At 72.0% G+C, this 17,519-nt stretch carries 15 protein-coding genes, 3 tRNA genes and 1 pseudogene; 4 read left to right on the top strand and 15 right to left on the bottom strand.

All coding sequences use genetic code 11. The annotated features are described in order from the left end of the window. A pseudogene (locus HTZ77_RS47170) lies at positions 1–173 on the bottom strand (deoxyribose-phosphate aldolase); the annotation flags it as partial. A 305-nt stretch (positions 174–478) separates the two neighbouring features. Between HTZ77_RS47170 and HTZ77_RS43835 the strand changes: the two are divergent. Further along, complete coding sequence (locus HTZ77_RS43835) at positions 479–625, top strand: hypothetical protein (RefSeq protein WP_175595720.1); 147 nt, start codon at positions 479–481, stop codon at positions 623–625. A 117-nt stretch (positions 626–742) separates the two neighbouring features. Next, complete coding sequence (locus tag HTZ77_RS48615) at positions 743–3,610, top strand: helix-turn-helix transcriptional regulator (RefSeq protein WP_175595719.1); 2,868 nt, start codon at positions 743–745, stop codon at positions 3,608–3,610. An 18-nt stretch (positions 3,611–3,628) separates the two neighbouring features. On the opposite strand, the gene HTZ77_RS43825 is transcribed toward HTZ77_RS48615, so the two are convergent. The 13 genes from HTZ77_RS43825 to HTZ77_RS43765 all read right to left on the bottom strand — a co-directional run bounded on the left by HTZ77_RS43825 (position 3,629) and on the right by HTZ77_RS43765 (position 14,376). Further along, positions 3,629–4,195 (bottom strand): TMEM165/GDT1 family protein, encoded by a 567-nt coding sequence (locus HTZ77_RS43825; protein WP_205304710.1) that lies wholly within the window; start codon positions 4,193–4,195, stop codon positions 3,629–3,631. 257 nt (positions 4,196–4,452) lie between these two features. Beyond that, a complete protein-coding gene (locus tag HTZ77_RS43820; RefSeq protein ID WP_175595727.1) occupies positions 4,453–5,493 on the bottom strand; it encodes a UDP-N-acetylmuramate dehydrogenase in 1,041 nt (346 codons plus the stop codon). Between the two features lie 126 nt (positions 5,494–5,619). Beyond that, complete coding sequence (locus tag HTZ77_RS43815; protein ID WP_175595717.1) at positions 5,620–6,762, bottom strand: hypothetical protein; 1,143 nt, start codon at positions 6,760–6,762, stop codon at positions 5,620–5,622. A 70-nt stretch (positions 6,763–6,832) separates the two neighbouring features. After that, positions 6,833–7,261: a MaoC family dehydratase gene (locus HTZ77_RS43810; protein ID WP_175595716.1), complete on the bottom strand. Its 429-nt coding sequence runs from the start codon at positions 7,259–7,261 to the stop codon at positions 6,833–6,835. After that, complete coding sequence (locus HTZ77_RS43805) at positions 7,261–7,710, bottom strand: MaoC family dehydratase N-terminal domain-containing protein (protein ID WP_175595715.1); 450 nt, start codon at positions 7,708–7,710, stop codon at positions 7,261–7,263. The genes HTZ77_RS43810 and HTZ77_RS43805 overlap by 1 nt, the downstream gene beginning before the upstream one ends. A 250-nt stretch (positions 7,711–7,960) precedes the next feature. Beyond that, the gene (gene rpmG, locus HTZ77_RS43800) at positions 7,961–8,125 is read right to left on the bottom strand and encodes a 50S ribosomal protein L33 (RefSeq protein WP_019632658.1); all 165 of its coding nucleotides are present in this window, start codon (positions 8,123–8,125) and stop codon (positions 7,961–7,963) included. 70 nt (positions 8,126–8,195) lie between these two features. Beyond that, positions 8,196–8,269 (bottom strand) — tRNA-Met (locus tag HTZ77_RS43795). A 260-nt stretch (positions 8,270–8,529) separates the two neighbouring features. Beyond that, positions 8,530–12,060: a protein kinase domain-containing protein gene (locus tag HTZ77_RS43790; RefSeq protein ID WP_175595714.1), complete on the bottom strand. Its 3,531-nt coding sequence runs from the start codon at positions 12,058–12,060 to the stop codon at positions 8,530–8,532. A 70-nt stretch (positions 12,061–12,130) separates the two neighbouring features. Further along, a tRNA-Met gene (locus HTZ77_RS43785) sits at positions 12,131–12,204 on the bottom strand. Between the two features lie 138 nt (positions 12,205–12,342). Further along, positions 12,343–12,415 (bottom strand) — tRNA-Thr (locus HTZ77_RS43780). Positions 12,416–12,494: 79 nt separating this feature from the next. After that, the gene (locus HTZ77_RS43775; protein ID WP_175595713.1) at positions 12,495–12,698 is read right to left on the bottom strand and encodes a transposase; all 204 of its coding nucleotides are present in this window, start codon (positions 12,696–12,698) and stop codon (positions 12,495–12,497) included. Positions 12,699–12,769: 71 nt separating this feature from the next. Then, positions 12,770–13,297: a C40 family peptidase gene (locus tag HTZ77_RS43770; protein WP_328809116.1), complete on the bottom strand. Its 528-nt coding sequence runs from the start codon at positions 13,295–13,297 to the stop codon at positions 12,770–12,772. A 56-nt stretch (positions 13,298–13,353) separates the two neighbouring features. Beyond that, positions 13,354–14,376 carry a GH25 family lysozyme gene (locus HTZ77_RS43765; protein ID WP_205304709.1) on the bottom strand — a complete coding sequence of 341 codons (1,023 nt, stop codon included), beginning with the start codon at positions 14,374–14,376 and terminating at the stop codon, positions 13,354–13,356. A gap of 282 nt (positions 14,377–14,658) precedes the next feature. On the opposite strand from HTZ77_RS43765, the gene HTZ77_RS43760 reads away from it, so the two are divergent. Together HTZ77_RS43760 and HTZ77_RS43755 are read left to right on the top strand one after the other, a co-directional pair. Next, positions 14,659–15,624 carry an ATP-binding cassette domain-containing protein gene (locus HTZ77_RS43760; protein ID WP_175595711.1) on the top strand — a complete coding sequence of 322 codons (966 nt, stop codon included), beginning with the start codon at positions 14,659–14,661 and terminating at the stop codon, positions 15,622–15,624. Further along, a complete protein-coding gene (locus HTZ77_RS43755) occupies positions 15,605–16,348 on the top strand; it encodes an ABC transporter permease (RefSeq protein ID WP_175595710.1) in 744 nt (247 codons plus the stop codon). Before HTZ77_RS43760 ends, HTZ77_RS43755 begins: the two co-directional genes overlap by 20 nt. A 10-nt stretch (positions 16,349–16,358) precedes the next feature. Here HTZ77_RS43755 and HTZ77_RS43750 read toward each other — a convergent pair whose 3' ends face one another. Further along, positions 16,359–17,435, bottom strand: a complete 1,077-nt coding sequence (locus HTZ77_RS43750; RefSeq protein ID WP_205304708.1) for a calcium:proton antiporter — start codon at positions 17,433–17,435, stop codon at positions 16,359–16,361. Positions 17,436–17,519 lie beyond the last annotated feature (84 nt).

The following is a 17,519-nucleotide window of genomic DNA, read 5'->3' as shown; positions in this document are numbered from 1 at the left end:
ACCATCGAGATGGCCAGATCGATCGCCCGGGCCTTGGCCGTCGTCTTGATCGAACGGGTGCCCAGCATCGCCGCCCGCTGGTCCGCGCCGACCCGGTCCACACCGGGCAGGCCGTGCAGGAACGCTCTGAGCGTCGCGCCGGAAGCGGCCACGTCCGCGAGCGAAGTAGTCATAGTTGACACCTCCACAGCATCGCCGACCACGCGGGCCAGCTCCAAACCGGATCTTTCCCCTCGTGTCCGACGGCCGCGCGCGGGGTCGCGGCCAAGCCCTCCCAAGGGCGCGTAAGGCGGCTCTGAGGTGCGAATAGGTCTGCCCTAAGGCGACCTAAGGCGGTCTAAGGCGGTACGGGACCCCGGCCTAGGTACACCGGGGCGGAACCCGCCCTGGAGATAGGGAATCCGCCCGATGTGGCGGGGTGGGCCTTAGCCGGAAAGTAGAGGGTGTCAAGAAGAAGCGGGTCAAGTCAGGAGACACCATGAACCCCGAGATCGACTACCAGCTCATGAAGAGTCAGGCGAGGGAGCTGCGCGCCGCCGCCGACCGGCACCGCCGGGTACGCGAGGCGCAGGAGGGCAACAAGTCCGAGCGCCGCTCGGTCTTCGGCAAGCGTCGTCCCTCATGAACACGTCACGAGAGCCCGGCCGCACCCTCCCTCGCGGCCGGGCCTCTGCGCCTGTCTGAACCGTCGCCGTCCGCAAATCCGCAATAAATACGGCGAAAGCTCACCAAAGGGCATGACATGCTGGAAGACATGCTGGGCCGGTCGGTGAGTCCCGTCTTCGTCGGACGGGCCGAGGAGTTGGCGTCCCTGTTCCAGGCGCTCGACGAGGCCCGGCGAGGCGCCGCGACAGCCGTGCTTCTCGGCGGCGAGGCCGGCGTCGGCAAGACGAGACTCGTTCAGCGCTTCGCCGAGCAGGCGGCCCACGACGGCACCCTCGTCCTGTACGGCGGCTGCGTCGAACTGTCGGCCGAGGGCCTGGCGTACGCGCCGTTCACCGCCGCTCTGCGGCAGCTCGTCCGTGAGCACGGCCGTGCCAAGGTGTCCGCGTTACTGCCCGAGGGCGCCGAGCGCGACCTGGCCCGGCTGCTCCCCGAGTTCGGCGAGCCCAGCGGCGACGGCGAGACCGACAGCGGCCGCGCCCGCCTGTTCGAGCAGATCCTCACGCTCCTGGAACGGCTGGCCGAGAGCCGCCCGGTCGTCCTGCTCATCGAGGACATCCACTGGGCCGACCGGTCCAGCCGCGACCTGATCGCGTTCCTGTGCCGCAACCTGAGCGCCCCGCAGGTGCTCATCGTCATGACGTACCGCTCCGACGACCTGCACCGCCAGCATCCCCTGCGGCCGGTGCTGGCCGAGCTGGGGCGGGTCGGCGGCGTGCTCCGGCTCGACCTGCCGCGCCTGTCGAAGGACGAGGTGGCCCAGCAGATGGCCGGCATCCTCGGCAGGTCGCCCGCGTACCACAAGGTGGAGAAGGTCTACGACCGCAGCGAGGGCATCCCGCTGTTCGTCGAGGCGCTGCTCGACTGCGGCGTGGACAGCGCGTTCCCGTCCTCGATGCAGGACCTCATCCTCGGCGCGGTCGAGCGGCTGCCCGAGGAGACGCAGCGGGTGCTGCGCATCGCCGCCGCCGGCGGCATCCGCGTCGGCCACGCGCTGCTCGCCGCCGTGAGCGGCCTGTCCGACGTGGAGCTGGAGAGCGCGCTGCGCCCCGCCATCGCCGGCAACGTGCTCCAGATCGCCGACGGCCGCGCCTACCTGTTCCGCCACTCCCTCATCCGCGAGGCCGTCCACGACGAGCTGCTGCCCGGCGAGCACCAGCGGCTGCACGCCCGCTACGCCGAGGAGATCTCCCGCGACCGCTCGCTCGTGCCGCCCGGCCGGGCCAAGGTCGAGCTGGCCCACCACTGGTACGGCGCCCGCGACGACGAGTGGGCGCTGATCTCCGCCTGGGAGGCGGCCCGCGCCTCGTTCCACGCGTTCGCCTACACCGAGGCCATCCCGCTGCTCGAACGCGTGCTCATGCTGTGGGACCGGGTGCCCGACGCGGCCGAGCGCATCGGCGCCGACCACACCGCGGTGCTGGAGAAGGCCAGCGGGGCCGCGCGCGCCAGCGGCGACCTCGACCGGGGCCTGAAGTTCGTCAAGGCGGCGCTGGCCGAGCTGGACGAGACGCGCGAGCCGGCCCGGGTCGCCAGGCTGCTCGTGCGCTGGGCCCAGCTCAAGGTCTACAAGGAGAAGACCGACGTGGTGGAGCAGCTCCGCCACGCGCTCAGCCTCGTCCCCGAGCCCGACCTGGCCCGCGTCGAGGTCATCATGCCGATGTCGCAGCACCTCATGCTGCGCGGCGACACCAAGGAGGGCACCGCGCTCGCCGAGGAGGGCCTGGCCCTGGCCAGGAAGCTCGGCGACCGCTGCCAGGAGGCCGAGCTGCTGCTCAACCTGGCGCTCGGCCACTCGCTCGCCGGCGACACCGAGGCCACGCTGGCCACCAACCTGCGCGCGCTGGAGATCGGCCGCGAGGAGGGCTCCGGCCGCGTGATCACCCGCGCGATCGGCAACAACGTCGACACGCTCAACGACCTCGGCCGCTGGCAGGACGCGCTGGAGCTGGGCGAGGAGGGCTGGCGGCAGGCCAAGAAGTACGGCCGCGTCCGGCTGTCCGGGCTGTTCACCCTGAACAACGTCGCCGAGACGCTGGAGGCGATCGGCCGCTGGGACGAGGCCCTCGAGACCGTCGAGCGGGCGCTCAACCTCGGTCCCGTGCCGCGCAACCGTCACAACCTGCTGCGCATACGGGCCGACGTGGCCATGGGCCGGGGCGAGGTGGACGTCGTGGAGACCACCCTGCGCGAGACGGGCGTGCTGTCGGACCGGCCCGAGGACTTCGTCCAGGACATCACCAACGGCATGCGACAGCACATCGGCTGGCACATGCTCCGGGGGGAGCCGGACGCCGCGCTGGCGGTCGCCGAGCGCACGCTCGCGCGCGCCCAGTCGCCGAAGGCCATGCTCGGCTGGCGGCTGCTCGCCCTGCTGACGGTGGTGTGCGACGCGACGGAGGAGGCGGAGCCGGCCCGGGCCCGCGCGATACGCGAGCAGGCCGCGGAGATCGCCGCCGGGCTCGTGGTGAGCGGGCCGGTCGCCGAGGCGTACCGGCTGTCGTACTCGCGTGACTTCGACGCCGCCGCGGCCGCGTGGGAGCGGCTCAACCGGCCGCACAACCAGGCCAAGGCCCTGCTGCGGGCCGCGAAGATCGCGGCCCGCTCCGGCGACCGCGAGGGCGCCGCGTCGCGGCTGGCGCTGGCCCGGCCGCTCGCGGCCGAGCTGCGGGCCGCGCCGCTGCTGGAGGAGATCGACGTGCTCGGCCGCCGCGTCGGCGCGCCGCAGCAGCCCGACCAGGCGGCGCCCGAGCTGCTCACGCCGCGCGAGCTGGAGGTGCTGCGGCTGGTCGCCCTCGGGCGCACCAACCGCGACATCGCCAAGGAGCTGTTCATCTCGGCCAAGACGGTCAGCGTCCACGTGTCGAACATCCTGGGCAAGCTGGGGGTCACGACCCGCGGGGAGGCCGCCGCCGCGGCCCACCGCCTCTCGCTGCTCTCGCTCTAGCCGCCGCCGGACCGGCGGTCAGACGAACGGCTCGACCAGCAGGATGATGCCGAACACCGCGAACGCGGCGGCGGCGCCGTACTTGATGGCCTTCTCCGGCAGGTGCTTGCCCAGCATGCGGCCCACCACGATGGCCAGCGCGTCGGCGGCGACCATGCCGACGGTGGAGCCGATCCAGGTGCCCAGCCAGCCGTGCTGGGTGGCCAGCGTGATCGTGGCCAGCATGGTCTTGTCGCCCAGCTCGCTCAGGAAGAACGCGACGGTGACGGCGATGATCGCGTGGCGGGTGGTGCGCTGCGCCTTCTGCGACTCCTCCTCGGTCAGCTCGTCGCCCCTGAGCGTCCACAGGGCGAAGCCGAGGAACGCGATCCCGGCCACGATCGAGATGGCCGTGACCGGCAGCGCCTCGCCCACCAGCCCGCCGACGGCCACGCTGAGGAGGTGGACGACGGCCGTGGCCAGGGTGATGCCGGCCAGCACCGGCCAGGGCCTGAAACGGGTGGCGAACGTCATCGCCATGAGCTGGCTCTTGTCGCCCAGCTCCGCCACGAAGATGACGGCGAGACTGATCCAGAAAGCTTCCAACGGTCCTCTTCCGCGCGGCCGGACCGTGAGCGGCCGCCCGGGGGAGATTCCGGGCATGACTCCGGCCCGGCAGCGTCTTGGTGCATGACGTACATGTCCACGACTGCCAGGCCGAAGGTCTCGTCCGCCCGTCTCAGGCCCGCGCGACCGGGCGCCGGAGCGCCAGTGTGTCGATCACGCGATTGGGACTACTCCCCCTCGGGTTGTTTCCGGAGAACTCTAACAAGCCTCCGGGCATGTCTTATTCCGGGCCCGCGTCACTCGGGGGCGGCGTCGAGGGCGCAGCCGACCAGCACCGGCTCGTTGACCAGCGTCACCCCGAACTTCTCGCGCACCCCGTCGCGCACCTCCCTGGCCAGCGCCAGCAGGTCGGCCGCGGTGGCCTCGCCCGTGGGGTTGGTCAGGGCCAGCGTGTGCTTGGTGGAGATGCGGGCCGGGCCGCGGGAGTAGCCCTTGGGGAAGCCCGCCTGCTCGATCAGCCAGGCCGCGGGCACCTTGACGGAACCGTCGGGCAGGCCCCAGCGGGGGTGGCCGGGCGCGCGGGTCTCCAGCCGCTCGGCCTCCTCGGGGCTCAGCACCGGGTTGGTGAAGAACGAGCCCGCGCTGCGGGTGTCGGGGTCGGCCGGGTCGATCACCATGCCCTTGGAGCGGCGCAGCTCCAGCACGGCCGCACGGGCGCTGGCCAGCGGCACCCGCTCGCCGGGCTCGACGCCGAGCCGCCCGGCCAGCTCCTTGTACGCGACGGGCGCCGACAGGCCGGACACGTCCAGCGCGTACGTCACCGCGAGCACCACGTGGCGGCCGGGGTCGCGCTTGAACGCGCTGTCGCGGTAGGAGAAGCCGCACTGCCGCGCCTCCAGGTCGACCACGTGCCGGGTGCGCCGGTCGTAGGCGCGCACGCACCGGATGGTCTGCGAGACCTCCTGGCCGTACGCGCCGACGTTCTGGATGGGGGTGGCGCCGACCAGGCCGGGGATGCCGGACAGGCATTCGAGCCCGGACCAGCCCTCCTCCACGGCGCGGGCGACCAGCGGCTCCCAGCTCTCGCCCGCCTCGACCGTGACGATCACCTGCTCGCCGTCGCGCGAGACCGACACGCCCTCGGAGGCCATCTTGACGACCAGGCCGTCGAAGCCGTCGTCGGCCACGACGACGTTGCTGCCGCCGCCGAGCACCAGGACCCGCCCGCCCGCCCGGTCGGCCTCCGCGACCTCGGAGACCACCTGCTCCGCGGTGGCGGCCTCGACGAATCGGCGGGCGGGGCCGCCCAGGCCCAGCGTGGTGTACGGCGCGAGCATCTCCATGGGCCACAAGCTTAGGAGATGCCGGACCGTGCGCCAGAGGGCCGGCTCAGGACGGAGCAGCCGTTCTGAGGCCGGGGCAGGAGCGGGGTCAGGCGGTTGCGGCGGACGGGCAGAGCGGGGTCAGGCGGTGCGCTGGCGGCGGACGGGCAGGCGGTCGGCCGGGACGACCCTGACGCCGCGCAGTCTCCGGGACAGCTCCGTGCCGTCACGCGTCTCCTCGGGGGCGTCACCGAGGGCGGCCGACCTCCGTACCGCCAGCAGCTCCTCCCCGAGCGCGGGGACGTCCCTCGGGCCCTCTCCCGGCTCGGTCTCGCGCCACGTCCGGCCGTCCGGCTCCTGCCCCGTCCACCCGGCGGCCACCGCGCCGTCGTCGATCGCCGCGACGAGCGGCGTGATCGCGTCCCCCTCCAGCGCGACGGAGCCCTCCATGACGACGAACACCTCGGCCGTGTCCAGGTGCAGCAGCTTGGTCAGGCACTCGCCCCACGTGGCCGTGCCGCCCCGCCATTCCGGCTGCTCCTCGACGTACCAGGCCGTGACGCGCTCCGGGTGGCGCGAGGCCAGCTCGCGCAGGACCGCGCCCGCGCCGTCCACGTCGCCCAGGTCCAGGGCCAGGATGTGCGCGGCGGTGTGGTCGATGACCGACTGGAGCGCCCGCCGGGTGTCCTCGGGGTGGCCGTCCACCAGGAAGCCGACGGTCGTCGTGATGTCCTCGGTGCGTACGCGCTGGCGCTCGGTGTTGACGCCGAGGGCGTCGAGGCGGTTGGCGGCCAGGGTGCCGTCCCAGAGGCGCTGGGCGTGGAGGAGGTCGTCGTCGGGGACGCCGCGCTGTGCGGGGTCGCCGGAGAAGCCGAACTCCGCGGCGGGGTTGCCGCGCGCGCCCGTGCCCGCCTCGCCGGTGCCGGAGCCGGCGCCGCCGGAGCCGCCACCCGTGCCGGTCCCGGCGGGCCGCGCCCGCCCGGTGCCCACGCCGGTGGCGACGGGCCCCCCTTGGCCGGCCGAGGACGGACGGTCGCCGGTGTCCGCCCCCGTACCGCCCGCTCCGGATCCTTCCGGACCGGGACCGCCCGGGCGGGCGCCGCCGGCGGTGTCGCGGCCGGTGCCGATGCCGCCGGCGGTGTCGCGACCGGTGCCGGTGCCGCCGGCGATGTCCTGCGGCCTCGGGGGACGCAGGCGTCGCGACGGGTCGCCGTCGGTCACGGCGGACACGGGGATCGAACGGACCGTGGGCCAGACTGTGACGTGGTGCGGAGCTTCGGTCATGGTCACACGGCTACCCCGAAGCCGCCCGCCCTATCATCGCGCCCGCAGGTCAACGGGCCGGGAAGGCCGCTCAGGCGAGCCGGACGACGGCGCGGGCCTTCGAGAGCACCTGGGCGTCGTCCGCGCGGGCGGTCAGGCCGACGACCACCCGCTGGTCGTCGAGCTTCTCCTCCACCACGCCGCTGACGGTGATCGTGGCCCCCTCGTCGTCGTCCGGGACGACCACCATCGACGAGAAGCGCACCCCGTAGTCCACGACCGCGGCCGGGTCGCCGGCCCAGTCGGTGACGAAGCGGCCGCCCTGCGCCATCGTGTACATGCCGTGCGCGATGACGTCGGGCAGCCCGACGGCCTTGGCGAAGCGCTCGTTCCAGTGGATGGGGTTGAAGTCACCCGAGGCGCCCGCGTACATGACCAGGTTGACCCGCCGCACCCGGTACTCCGCGGCCGGGATCTCCTGGCCGACCTCGACCTCGTCGTACTTCACCGTCGCGGTCATCAGGCCGCACCTCCGCGCTCGACGATCGTGTTGTAGGTGGTGCAGACCGGCTCGCCGGACACGGTGGTGACCTCGCTGCGGATGGTCATCAGCTCGTTGCGGCCGGCGCTGCGGATGTCGGTGATCGTGGCGCGGGTGACCAGCTCGTCGCCGGCGTGGATGGGGCGGGTGTACTCGAAGCGCTGCTCGCCGTGGACGACCATCGCGATGTTCAGGCCGAGGTCGGGGTCCACCAGCGCCTCGCTGCCGCCCTGGAGGCTGAAGACGATGGGGAACGTCGGCGGCGCGACCACGTCGGGGTGCCCGGCCGCCCGGGCGGCCTCCTTGTCCCGGTAGATGGGGTTGGCGTCGCCGATGGCGGCCGCGAACTCCCTGATCTTCACCCGGCTGACCTCGTACGGGGCACTGGACGCGTATGTGCGTCCGACGAAGTCACGGTTCAAGGCCATCTGCGCTCCCTCGCGTGTGCTGCGCCGTCGAGGCAGACGCTAACAGAACAAGGTTCGGCTGTCGCCGTCGCTTTTCCGGGTTTTTGCCGACGGGATCGTGCCTGTGCCGTCCCCTCCACGGCACAGGCCCGAGCCCTGTCTGGAACCACCTGGGCACACGACAAACCGGCGCCTCGATCCGGGGCGCCGGTTGTGTGTGGTGCGTATGGCCAGGTGGTACTGCTGCCTGGCGAGCCGCGCTCGGAAGGAGCTAGCGGGTCTCGCGGTGCGCGCGGTGGCAGCGGCAGTTGGGGCAGTACTTCTTCAGCTCAAGCCGATCCGGGTCGTTGCGCCGGTTCTTCCGCGTGATGTAGTTGCGGTGCTTGCACTCCTGGCAGGCCAGCGTGATCTTCGGCCTAACGTCGGTGGCAGCCACGTGGGAGTGCCTTTCTACGTTTGGGACTAGGACATACCCATGCCCAGGTCGACGACCTGGGGAGGGGCAGTAGCGGAGGCCGGACTTGAACCGGCGACACAACGATTATGAGCCGTTTGCTCTGCCTGACTGAGCTACTCCGCCTTTGAACCGGGTGAAACGACCCGGCCCGTAGAGGATACCCGACCCGTGACGCACATATGTACTTCACCTGATCGGGTAAGTGCTCCCAGTATGCCTCAGGAGCACCGGTCTGACGAATTCAACGTCAACAGCCCGTTCCCGCATTCCGGGAACCGGCCGATCGCTCCAGCGGGTCCGGAGAGGCGGCGGCTCGTTGATCCGCGCCGGAGTGCGGGCCAGCGTAGCAGCGGGGCCAGGCGCGCGCCAACGGCCTGAGCCTCCTACAGGGCCGGGCACACATCGCGATAGGACACACCCTTGAGGTACTGGTTCCACTCCTCCCGGCTCATGGTGCGCCGCGCGCGCTTGCACACCAGCTCGGCGACGCGGTTCCCGTCGACCGGGATCTCGGTCACGGTCCCCGAGCTGTTGCCCGAGACGTACAGCGTGTGGTCGTCGGCGCTGAACGCCAGCAGGTCGAGGATCTCGATGGGGAAGGAGCCGAGCCTCTGCCGCGAAGCGACGTCCCAGATCTGGGCGGTGTACACGTCGTCGAACGTCTCACCGATGGACCTGCTGATCAGGGCGATGAGGGCGCCGTCGTGGCTGAACAGCACGGCTTCGACCTGGCCGTTGCTCGCCACGCGCATGGCGGGCGACAGCTCGGCGCCCTGCGCGCGGTCCCACAGCTCGACCGTGCTGGAGCCGAGGGCCAGGAGCGGTGCCGTGGGGCTGACCGCGATGGCCACCCCGGCCCCGTTGAACCCGCGGCCGACGACCTTGCCGGTGTTCAGGTCGAACATCTTGCCGAGGTTGCTCACCACCGCCGTGCCGTCGCGGGTCGCGACGATGGTCCCCGTGGTGGTGGTGAGCTTGTGCCGGTGGAGCACGCGGCCGGTGTCGGCGGCCAGCACGACCAGCTCGTTGCGCGCGTCGCGCTCGCTCTGCTCCGCGAGCGACAGCACCAGCTCGCGGCCGTCGGGGGTGAACGTCTTCGACAGCACGAACTGTCCCTGGGGAACGGGATGGCGCCAGAGGCGCCTGCCGGTGGCCACCTCCCAGAGGGACACCGCCGCGTCCTCACCGACGGCGGCCAGCCGCTTGCCCGCCGGATCGAACAGCGGGCCGGCGGCGCCCTCGCTGCCGGCCATCGGCACGCCCAGGCGGTGCGTGTCCCAGACGCGCACGGGGTGGGCGTCCTTCGTGGCGGCGATCAGGCGGCCGTCCTGGCTGAACGCGCTGACCTGGTATCCGCTCGGCAGCCTGCCGGAGGAGACGCGGGAGCCGAGGTCGACGGTGATGATCGAGCTGTCGAGCAGATAGCGGATGGTCTTGCCGTCAGGCTCCAGCCAGGCATCGTCGAGCGGGCCCTCCGCCTGGTAGGTGTAGAGCTCGGTGCCCTTGGCGGCGTCCCACAGGTGGATCGTCCTCCCGTCGATGCCGAGCATCCTGCTGCCGTCCCGGCTGACGCGCAGACGCCCGCCCACGAAGTCCTCCGCGGCCGACTCCTGCCAGAACGGCCGGTCCTCGTCGGGCACCTTCCTGGCGGTGGCCAGGTTCCACTCCTCGATGTCGCCGTTCGCGCACAGCAGGCGCCGGCTGTCCGGCGTGAACGCCACCGTGGTGCCGCACTTCTTCGGCGTCCGGGTGTCCACCGCGAGGTCGGAGAGGCGGATCACCTTCAGTCCGCCCTGATTGATCCCGATCCCGGCGACGTAGGCGCCGGACGGCGCGATCGCCAGGGTGGAGTCCGCCTCCAGCGCCGGCGAGGGGGTGTAGGACCTGCCCGTCCTGCTGTCCCACAGGTACTCCAGGGTGCTCTCCCGCATGACCGCGACCAGGCTCTCGTGCGCGTCGAAGACGACGTCGACGCCCGGGGTGCCCTCACTCACGGCGTGCTCGTGCAGCTTCCTGCCCGTCATGGTGTCCCAGGAGGACGCTCCGTTCCTGCTGATGATCACCAGCGTCCTGCCGCTCGGGCTGAGCGCGGCGGCCGTCGGCAGCGCGCCGAACCCGCTCGGCCACTTCCAGAACGTCGTCTGCCGCCGTGAAGGGACGTCGTAGACCCGCACGCCGTCCTCACCGGCGATGACCCGCGTCCGCCCGTCGACCGCCGCCGCCGTCGCGGAGACTCCCTTGGCGCCCGGGTCGCGGAAGACCGCGCTCTCCGGCATGGTCAGCGAGCTCGTCAGGCTCCGCCTGCTGTCGGTGTCCGGGGCCAGCCGCCAGCCCGCCACGCTGAGCAGCATCGCCTTGACCGGATCGGTGGTGCGCCACCTGTCGGCCTCGGCCGCGACCTGCCGCCCCACGGCCTGGTCGCGCTGCCGGGCGACCAGGCGGCTCTGCTCGGCCACCTGCCTGCTCTGCAGCACCGCGAGACCTCCGGCCGCCAGCGCCACCGCCAGCAGCCCGGCCAGCGCGACCGTGGTCAGCCGCCTGCGGCGGATGCGCCTCCTGGTCAGCTCGGTGCCCGCGGCGAGGAAGTCGCGTTCCTGCGGGGTCAGCGTGATGTGCCTGCGCCCGGTGGCGGCCCAGGTGAGCGCGTGGTCGAGACGGCTGCCCTGCAGCAGGTCGCCGTCCTTGCGCCCGTTGTCGTCCCACTGGCGGGCCGCGCTGCTGATCTGGCTCAGGACGGCCAGGCCGTCACGGTCACCGTCCACCCACACCCGCAGCCGCGGCCAGGCACGCAGCAGAGCGGGACGCGACAGCGCCACCGCGTCGCCCTTCTGCGTCACCAGGTAGGAGAAGACCTGCAGGATGCGCTCGATGGCCTGGGCCTCCCGCTCCGAGCGGCCGGCGAGCAGTTCCTCCTTCAGCGCCCAGCGCACGGCCTCGTACCCGTCGTCGGTGACCGCCACCATCCGGAGGAAGACCTCGGCGGCCAGCTCCCGCTCGTCGGGCGCGAGCGCGCCGTACGCGTCCTCGGCGATCGTGCCCAGCGCCGGGTCGGCCGCGTCGGGCACGAACGCGCCCCTGGCCGCGTGGCTGCCCGCGGTCAGCAGCCCGCGCGTGTCCGAGGCGTTGCCGCTGACCAGCGCGAGCAGCAGGTCGCGGGCCGTGGGACGCACCGCGGGATCCTTCTCCATCGCGGCGGCCACCAGCGAGGCCAGCCGGGGCGGCAGCCCCCTCAGGTCGGGCTGCGCCGACAGCACCCGGTGCATGACCCCGCCCAGGTTGTCGGCCCTGAACGGGTCCTCACCCGTGGAGGCGAACACCATGATCGCCCCCCAGGCGAACACGTCGGCGGGCGCGCCCGCCCGCTGTCCGGTGAACACCTCGGGCGCCATGTAGCTGGGCGTGCCGGACACCTCGCCCGTCTTGGTCAGCGACATGTCCACGGTGCGCGCGATGCCGAAGTCGATCACCCGCGGGCCGTCCGGGCCGAGCAGCACGTTGTCCGGCTTGAGGTCTCGGTGGATCACACCCGCGTCGTGCACGGCGGTCAGCGCGGTGGCGATGGCGGTGGCGAGCCGGTGCAGATCGTCCCCGGTGAACCTGCGCCCCTGGCCGACCGCCTGGCGCAGGGTCGGCCCCGCCACGTACTCGCTGACGATGTACGGCCTGCTGCCCGACAGGTCGGAGGCCAGTACCCGGGCGGTGCAGAAGGAGGCCACCCGGCCGGCGGCCGCCACCTCCTTGGCGAACCGGTCGCGGCCCGCCTGGCCGTCGGCCGCATGGAGCATCTTGAGCGCGACCCTGCGCCCTTCGCGGTCGTAGGCGTCGTACACGACTCCCTGGCCGCCGGAGCCGAGCCTGCCCGCGAGCCAGTACTCCCCGATGTGCTGCGGGTCTCCGGCGATCAGCGCTTCCACGGCGAGTTAGATGTCGGGCCCGCCGACAAAGTTCCGCTCGCCGAGTCGGGCGGCCGGTCGGAAACGCATGTACCTGCACCAGGACTCGAACCTGGGACCTCCGCATTATGAGTGCGGCGCTCTCGCCGACTGAGCTATGCAGGCTCCGGCGAACGATCTCGACTATCGCAGCCGCGACGAGCCGGCCGCCACCGGTTTATCCGCTTGATCCGCGCGGCCCGCCGGAACGCGAAACGCCCGACTCCGCGATGCGGGTCGGGCGTCGTGCCTGTTCAGAGTGAGAGCCCCCAAACGGAATCGAACCGTTGACCTTCTCCTTACCATGGAGACGCTCTGCCGACTGAGCTATAGGGGCCTGTCCGGCGCTGCGGACAGGTGTAACCATACACGTCCCTCAGCGATGATGCGAACCGGACGAGGGCGCGCAGGTCGCGTCAGCCGACGGCCTCGAAGCCGCGCCGCGGCCGCAGGGTGACCACCTCGCACAGGTCGGCCAGGTCGACGAGCGCGGCCACCTCGGCGACCGAGAAGCAGTCGGCGACGACCCGCCCGTCGCGGCGCACCCGCAGCACCTGCCGGCCGTCGCGCAGCCCCGGAACGATCTCGAAACCGTCAGGCCCGACCCATCGACTGTCCATAGCGGCACAGATTAGCCCTCGGGTCTCTCATTTTCCGGAAGGCGACAGGCGTTACACCCATACCTGGAGCGTCAGAGCCGGTAGAAGCCGGCGAAGTCCTTGAGGCGGGAGACCGGGTCCACCCGGACGAACGCCCCGGTCTCGGGCGCGTTGATCATCTTTCCGTCGCCGAGATAGATGCCGACGTGGTGGGTGTCGAGGCCCTTCGCGGTGGTCCTGCCGAAGAAGACGAGGTCTCCGGGCAGCGCCGAGACGACCCGGCGCATCCTGCGCACCTGGTCGTTCGTGGTGCCCGGACCCAACACGTCCTGGCCGTGCGCCTGCGCGTACACCCAGCGGGACAGGCCCGAGCAGTCGAGCCCGCGCGTCCGCTCGGCCGGGCACGGCAGGATGCTCCCCCGGTAGCCGACGCACGTGCCCGTCGACGGCCCGGGGTCGCCGCCGTGCCCGCCGCCCCACGAGTACGCGATCCGCTGCCCCTCGATCCGGAGGGCGATCCGCACGATCTCGGGCTGCACGTACGGCATGAGCGGCACCGACGCGGTGGCGGTCACCACAAGGAGCGCCGTCACCAGCGCGATCCGCCGCCTGCTGGACACCCCGGGCTCCCCTCGGTAGGTCAGGCTCTCCTCGGTGGAGATCCTGCCTCATCACCTCACGAGGCGCTCAGGGTCAGCCGTACGGCCCCGACCGTGAACCGCAGTCCCACGGCGCCCTTGGCCGAGCCAGGCCTGGTGGTGAAGGACAGCGTGACCTTCTGTCCCCGCCCCAGTTCGGCGATCTCACAGCGCACCGCCGTGCCGCTGAAGGAGCAGCCGGGCGCCTTCACCACGCGCTGCCCGCCGTACGCGCGGCCGGAGACCTTGATCTGCGTCACCGGGTGCGGCCCCGTGTTGGACACCGTGACCGTGTAGCGGGTCCGGCTCCTGGCCTCGCCCGCCACGGTGATCTCGGCGGGCGGGTTGGCGAGCTCCTCCAGCTCGTCCTGGGTGCCGTTGAAGGTGTTCTGCCCGCCGGGCAGCGCGCCCTTCTCGGCCGACTGCCAGAACGTGTGGCGCTTCCAGCCCTTGGGCAGCTCGCCGGGGTCGGCCGCCCAGCGCGCCAGCCACAGCGGGTTCGCCTTGAACGCGGCGGAGTCGCCCGTGCAGGTGCGCCACCAGCTCGTGGTCGTGTAGATGATCACCCGCCGGCCGGACTCCTGCCGATACCTGTCCGTGAACCCCTTGATCCAGGTCACCATGTCGGCGGGCGACAGGCCGTAGCAGCCGTTCTTGCCGTTGCGGTCCTTGTACGGGTTGTCCTCGAGGTCGAGCACGCCGGGCAGCGTCCAGCCGTCGGCCTTCCAGGCGCCGCCGTTGAGCAGGAAGAACTCCGCCTGCGCCGCGCCGTCGGACTCGTGCGGCTGGGCGAAGTGGTAGGCGCCGCGGACGAGCCCGGCCGCCAGGGCGCCGCCGTACTGCTCCTCGAAGCGCTGGTTGCGGTAGTCGACGCCCTCGGTGGCCTGGACGAAGGCGAACTTCCCGCCGCCGGAGGTCACCGCGCCCCAGTCGACCTCGCCGGTCCAGTTGCTGACGTCCACCCCGGCGATCGCGCCGTCGGCCGCCGCGGCCGGCCCGCCGGAGACGGCCACGGCGCCGGCCGTCACGGCCGCGATCGCGGCACCCCAGAGACGATTCACGGCCGCGATCATCGCGGAGCCCTCACCCGGCCGCAAGTCGAATGAGTTGGCCGTTATAGAAGCGCTTTCTACGAAAAATCGCTTTGTTTCCGAAAAGTGCAGCTCAGTGCGGGAAAAAACCCTGAGCAGCCCTTCGCCGATGACGTCGTTTTCCCAGGTCAGCGCCATATGTGAACGTAACGTTCGCGTTTGCCGCAAAGGGATATGCGGTCGCAGGATGGCCTGGATTCCAAGAACCGACCCCGGCCGGGGTCTCCTCGCCATGCCCAGAGGAGCCACAGCATGATCCACGCCCGGGCGCTGACCCGAGTGTTCACCGTCAAGAAGGAGACCGTCCACGCCGTACGCGGCATCGACCTCGACGTGGAGGCCGGCAGCCTCGTCGCCCTCCTCGGCCCCAACGGGGCCGGCAAGTCCACCACGCTGCGGATGCTCACCACGCTGCTCCCGCCGAGCTCCGGCACCGCGACGGTCGCCGGCCACGACGTCGCCCGCGAGCCCGCCCGGGTGCGCGCCCGCATCGGGTACGTCGGCCAGAAGAGCAGCGCCGGCGAGAACTTCCAGGTCCGCGACGAGCTCGTCAGCCAGGGCCGCTGCTACGGCATGACGACCGCGGCGGCGGCCGAGCGCGCCGACGAGCTGCTCGACCTGCTCGGCCTGCGCGCGCAGGCCCGCCGCAAGCCGGGCACGCTGTCGGGCGGCCAGCGCCGCCGCCTCGACATCGCCCTCGGCCTCGTCCACCGCCCCGACCTGCTCTTCCTGGACGAGCCGTCCACCGGCCTCGACCCCAGGAGCCGTGCCGACATCTGGGAGCACATCACGCGGCTGCGCGAGGTGTACGGCACGACGCTGTTCATGACCACGCACTACCTGGAGGAGGCCGACACCATGGCCGAGCGGGTGGTGATCGTGGACGGCGGCCGGATCATCGCCGACGGCACGGCCGGCCGGCTGAAGAACGAGCTGGCCGGCGACCACATCACGATCACCACCCGGACGGAGACCGAGGCGGCGACGGCGGCGGCCGTGGCCGCCTCGGTGACGGAGGCACCGGACGGCGTCACCGTGGACGGGACGACCGTGCGGGTGCGGGTGGCCCGCGCCCCCGCCGCACTGCCCGCCTACCTGCGCGCGCTGGAGGAGGCGGGCGTCGGAGCCGCCACCGCCGAGACCGCCCGCCCCACCCTCGACGACGTGTTCCTCACCCTCACCGGGAGAAGCCTCACCGATGACGACCTTCCTGCGTGACACCGCCATCGTCTTCAGCCGCGAGATCACCCCGTCGCTGCGCGAACCGGCCGGGCTGGTGCTGGAGATGGGCCAGCCGCTGGTGTTCCTGTTCCTGTACGGTGCGCTGCTGGACGGGGCGGTCGGCTCGTCCTGGCAGTGGTTCGTGCCCGGCATCCTCGTCATGATGTGCCTGACCGGCCCGATGGGCGCCGGCTACACGATGCTGGTGGAGCTGATCGGCGGCTCGCTGGAACGCCTCCTGGTCACCCCGCTCAACCGCACGGCCATGCTCGTCGGCCGGACCATGAAGGTCACCGTGGTGCTGTTCTGCCAGGCCGTCCTCATCGTCGTGCTGGCGCTCCCGCTCGGGTTCCGGCTGTACCCCGTCGGGGCGCTGGCCGGGATCGCGATGCTGCTGCTGTTCGCGACGGGGCTGGGCGCGCTGTCCTTCGTGCTGGCCATCAGGTCGGCGCCGGACGGCACTTTGTTCTGGCTCGTCACGCAGGCGCTGATGTTCCCGCTGCTGCTCCTGTCCGGCGTCTTCCTGCCGATGGACGGCGGTCCGGACTGGCTGCGGGTGGTGGGGGACGTCAACCCCGTCACGCACGTGGTGGACGCGCAGCGGGCGCTCTTCTCCGGCGACCTCACCCACCCGTCGATCCTGTACGGCACGGCCGCCGCGGCGCTGATCGCCGCGGTCGGGCTCGTCGCCGGCAACCGCGCCCTGCGCAAGGGCGTCTAGCCGGGAGCGCTCAGGGGCTGATCGCCAGGAACAGGAACGCGGCGAACAGCCCCAGGTGCACCCCGCTCTGCAGCAGCGTGGCGCGCCCCGGTACGACGGTGAGCGTGGAGACCGCCACGGTCAGCGCCAGCAGCACCATGTGCGTGCCGCCGAGGCCGAGCACCAGCGGTCCCTCCAGCCAGATGGACATGACCGCGATGGCCGGGATCGTCAGCCCGATGCTGGCCATCGCGGAGCCCAGCGCCAGGTTCAGGCTGATCTGGATCTGGTCGCGGCGGGCCGCCCGCACGGCGGCGAGGGTCTCGGGGAGCAGCACCAGCAGCGCGATGACCACGCCGACGACGGCCTGCGGCATCCCGGCGTTCGCCACGGCCAGCTCGATGATCGGCGACTCGACCTTGGCCAGGCCGACGACGGACACGAGGGCCACGAGCAGCAGCCCGAGACTGGTCAGCGCCGTCCGCCCGGACGGCCTCGGTGCGTGCTTTTCCGCGCCTGTCCCCTGCCCGGCGGCCTCCGTGTGCGGGGTGGCCACGGGGAGGAAGTAGTCGCGGTGCCGCACGGTCTGGGTGAGGACGAACAGCCCGTACATCGCCAACGACACCACGGCCGCGAACCCGAGCTGGGCCGGTGAGAAGGCGGGCCCGCGCGCGCTCGTCGTGAACGACGGCAGAACCAGGCTGAGCGTGCTCAGCGTGGCCACCGTCGCCAGCGCCCCGCCGGTGCCCTCGGCGTTGAAGACCGCGACGCGCCGCCGCAGCGTGCCGGCGAGCAGCGACAGCCCGACGATGCCGTTGCACGTGATCATCACGGCGGCGAACACGGTGTCGCGGGCCAGCGACGCCGTCTTCTCCCCTCCCGACAGCATCAGGCTGACGATCAGCGCCACCTCGATCACCGTCACGGCCACCGCCAGCACCAGCGATCCGAACGGCTCGCCGACCCGGTGCGCGATCACCTCCGCGTGGTGGACGGCGGCCAGCACGGCCCCGGCCAGCAGCAGGGCCACCAGGACCCCCGTGACCGCGGACAGGCTCCGCCCCCAGGTGAGCGCCAGCGCGACCAACGCCAGCGCCGGAACGGCCACGGTCCACCATCGCGCGATGTGACGACGCATATAGGGTGTTACGCCCTTTCTTTCGCAGAAACAACGGCAATCACTCTCATCATG

This window comes from Nonomuraea montanisoli, assembly GCF_013363975.1.
GTDB classification, from domain to species: domain Bacteria; phylum Actinomycetota; class Actinomycetes; order Streptosporangiales; family Streptosporangiaceae; genus Nonomuraea; species Nonomuraea montanisoli.
This window is presented reverse-complemented; position numbering and strand designations above follow the sequence as displayed.

What these genes read in the sequence shown, in the direction of transcription:
- HTZ77_RS43815 (WP_175595717.1), bottom strand. Translation starts at nt 6,762, where the DNA reads ATGACCGAAGCTCCGCACCACGTCACAGTCTGGCCCACGGTCCGTTCG.
- HTZ77_RS43820 (WP_175595727.1), bottom strand. Translation starts at nt 5,493, where the DNA reads ATGCTCGCGCCGTACACCACGCTGGGCCTGGGCGGCCCCGCCCGCCGA.
- HTZ77_RS43775 (WP_175595713.1), bottom strand. Translation starts at nt 12,698, where the DNA reads ATGGACAGTCGATGGGTCGGGCCTGACGGTTTCGAGATCGTTCCGGGG.
- HTZ77_RS43760 (WP_175595711.1), top strand. Translation starts at nt 14,659, where the DNA reads ATGATCCACGCCCGGGCGCTGACCCGAGTGTTCACCGTCAAGAAGGAG.
- HTZ77_RS43835 (WP_175595720.1), top strand. Translation starts at nt 479, where the DNA reads ATGAACCCCGAGATCGACTACCAGCTCATGAAGAGTCAGGCGAGGGAG.
- HTZ77_RS43810 (WP_175595716.1), bottom strand. Translation starts at nt 7,261, where the DNA reads ATGACCGCGACGGTGAAGTACGACGAGGTCGAGGTCGGCCAGGAGATC.
- HTZ77_RS43805 (WP_175595715.1), bottom strand. Translation starts at nt 7,710, where the DNA reads ATGGCCTTGAACCGTGACTTCGTCGGACGCACATACGCGTCCAGTGCC.
- HTZ77_RS48615 (WP_175595719.1), top strand. Translation starts at nt 743, where the DNA reads ATGCTGGAAGACATGCTGGGCCGGTCGGTGAGTCCCGTCTTCGTCGGA.
- HTZ77_RS43755 (WP_175595710.1), top strand. Translation starts at nt 15,605, where the DNA reads ATGACGACCTTCCTGCGTGACACCGCCATCGTCTTCAGCCGCGAGATC.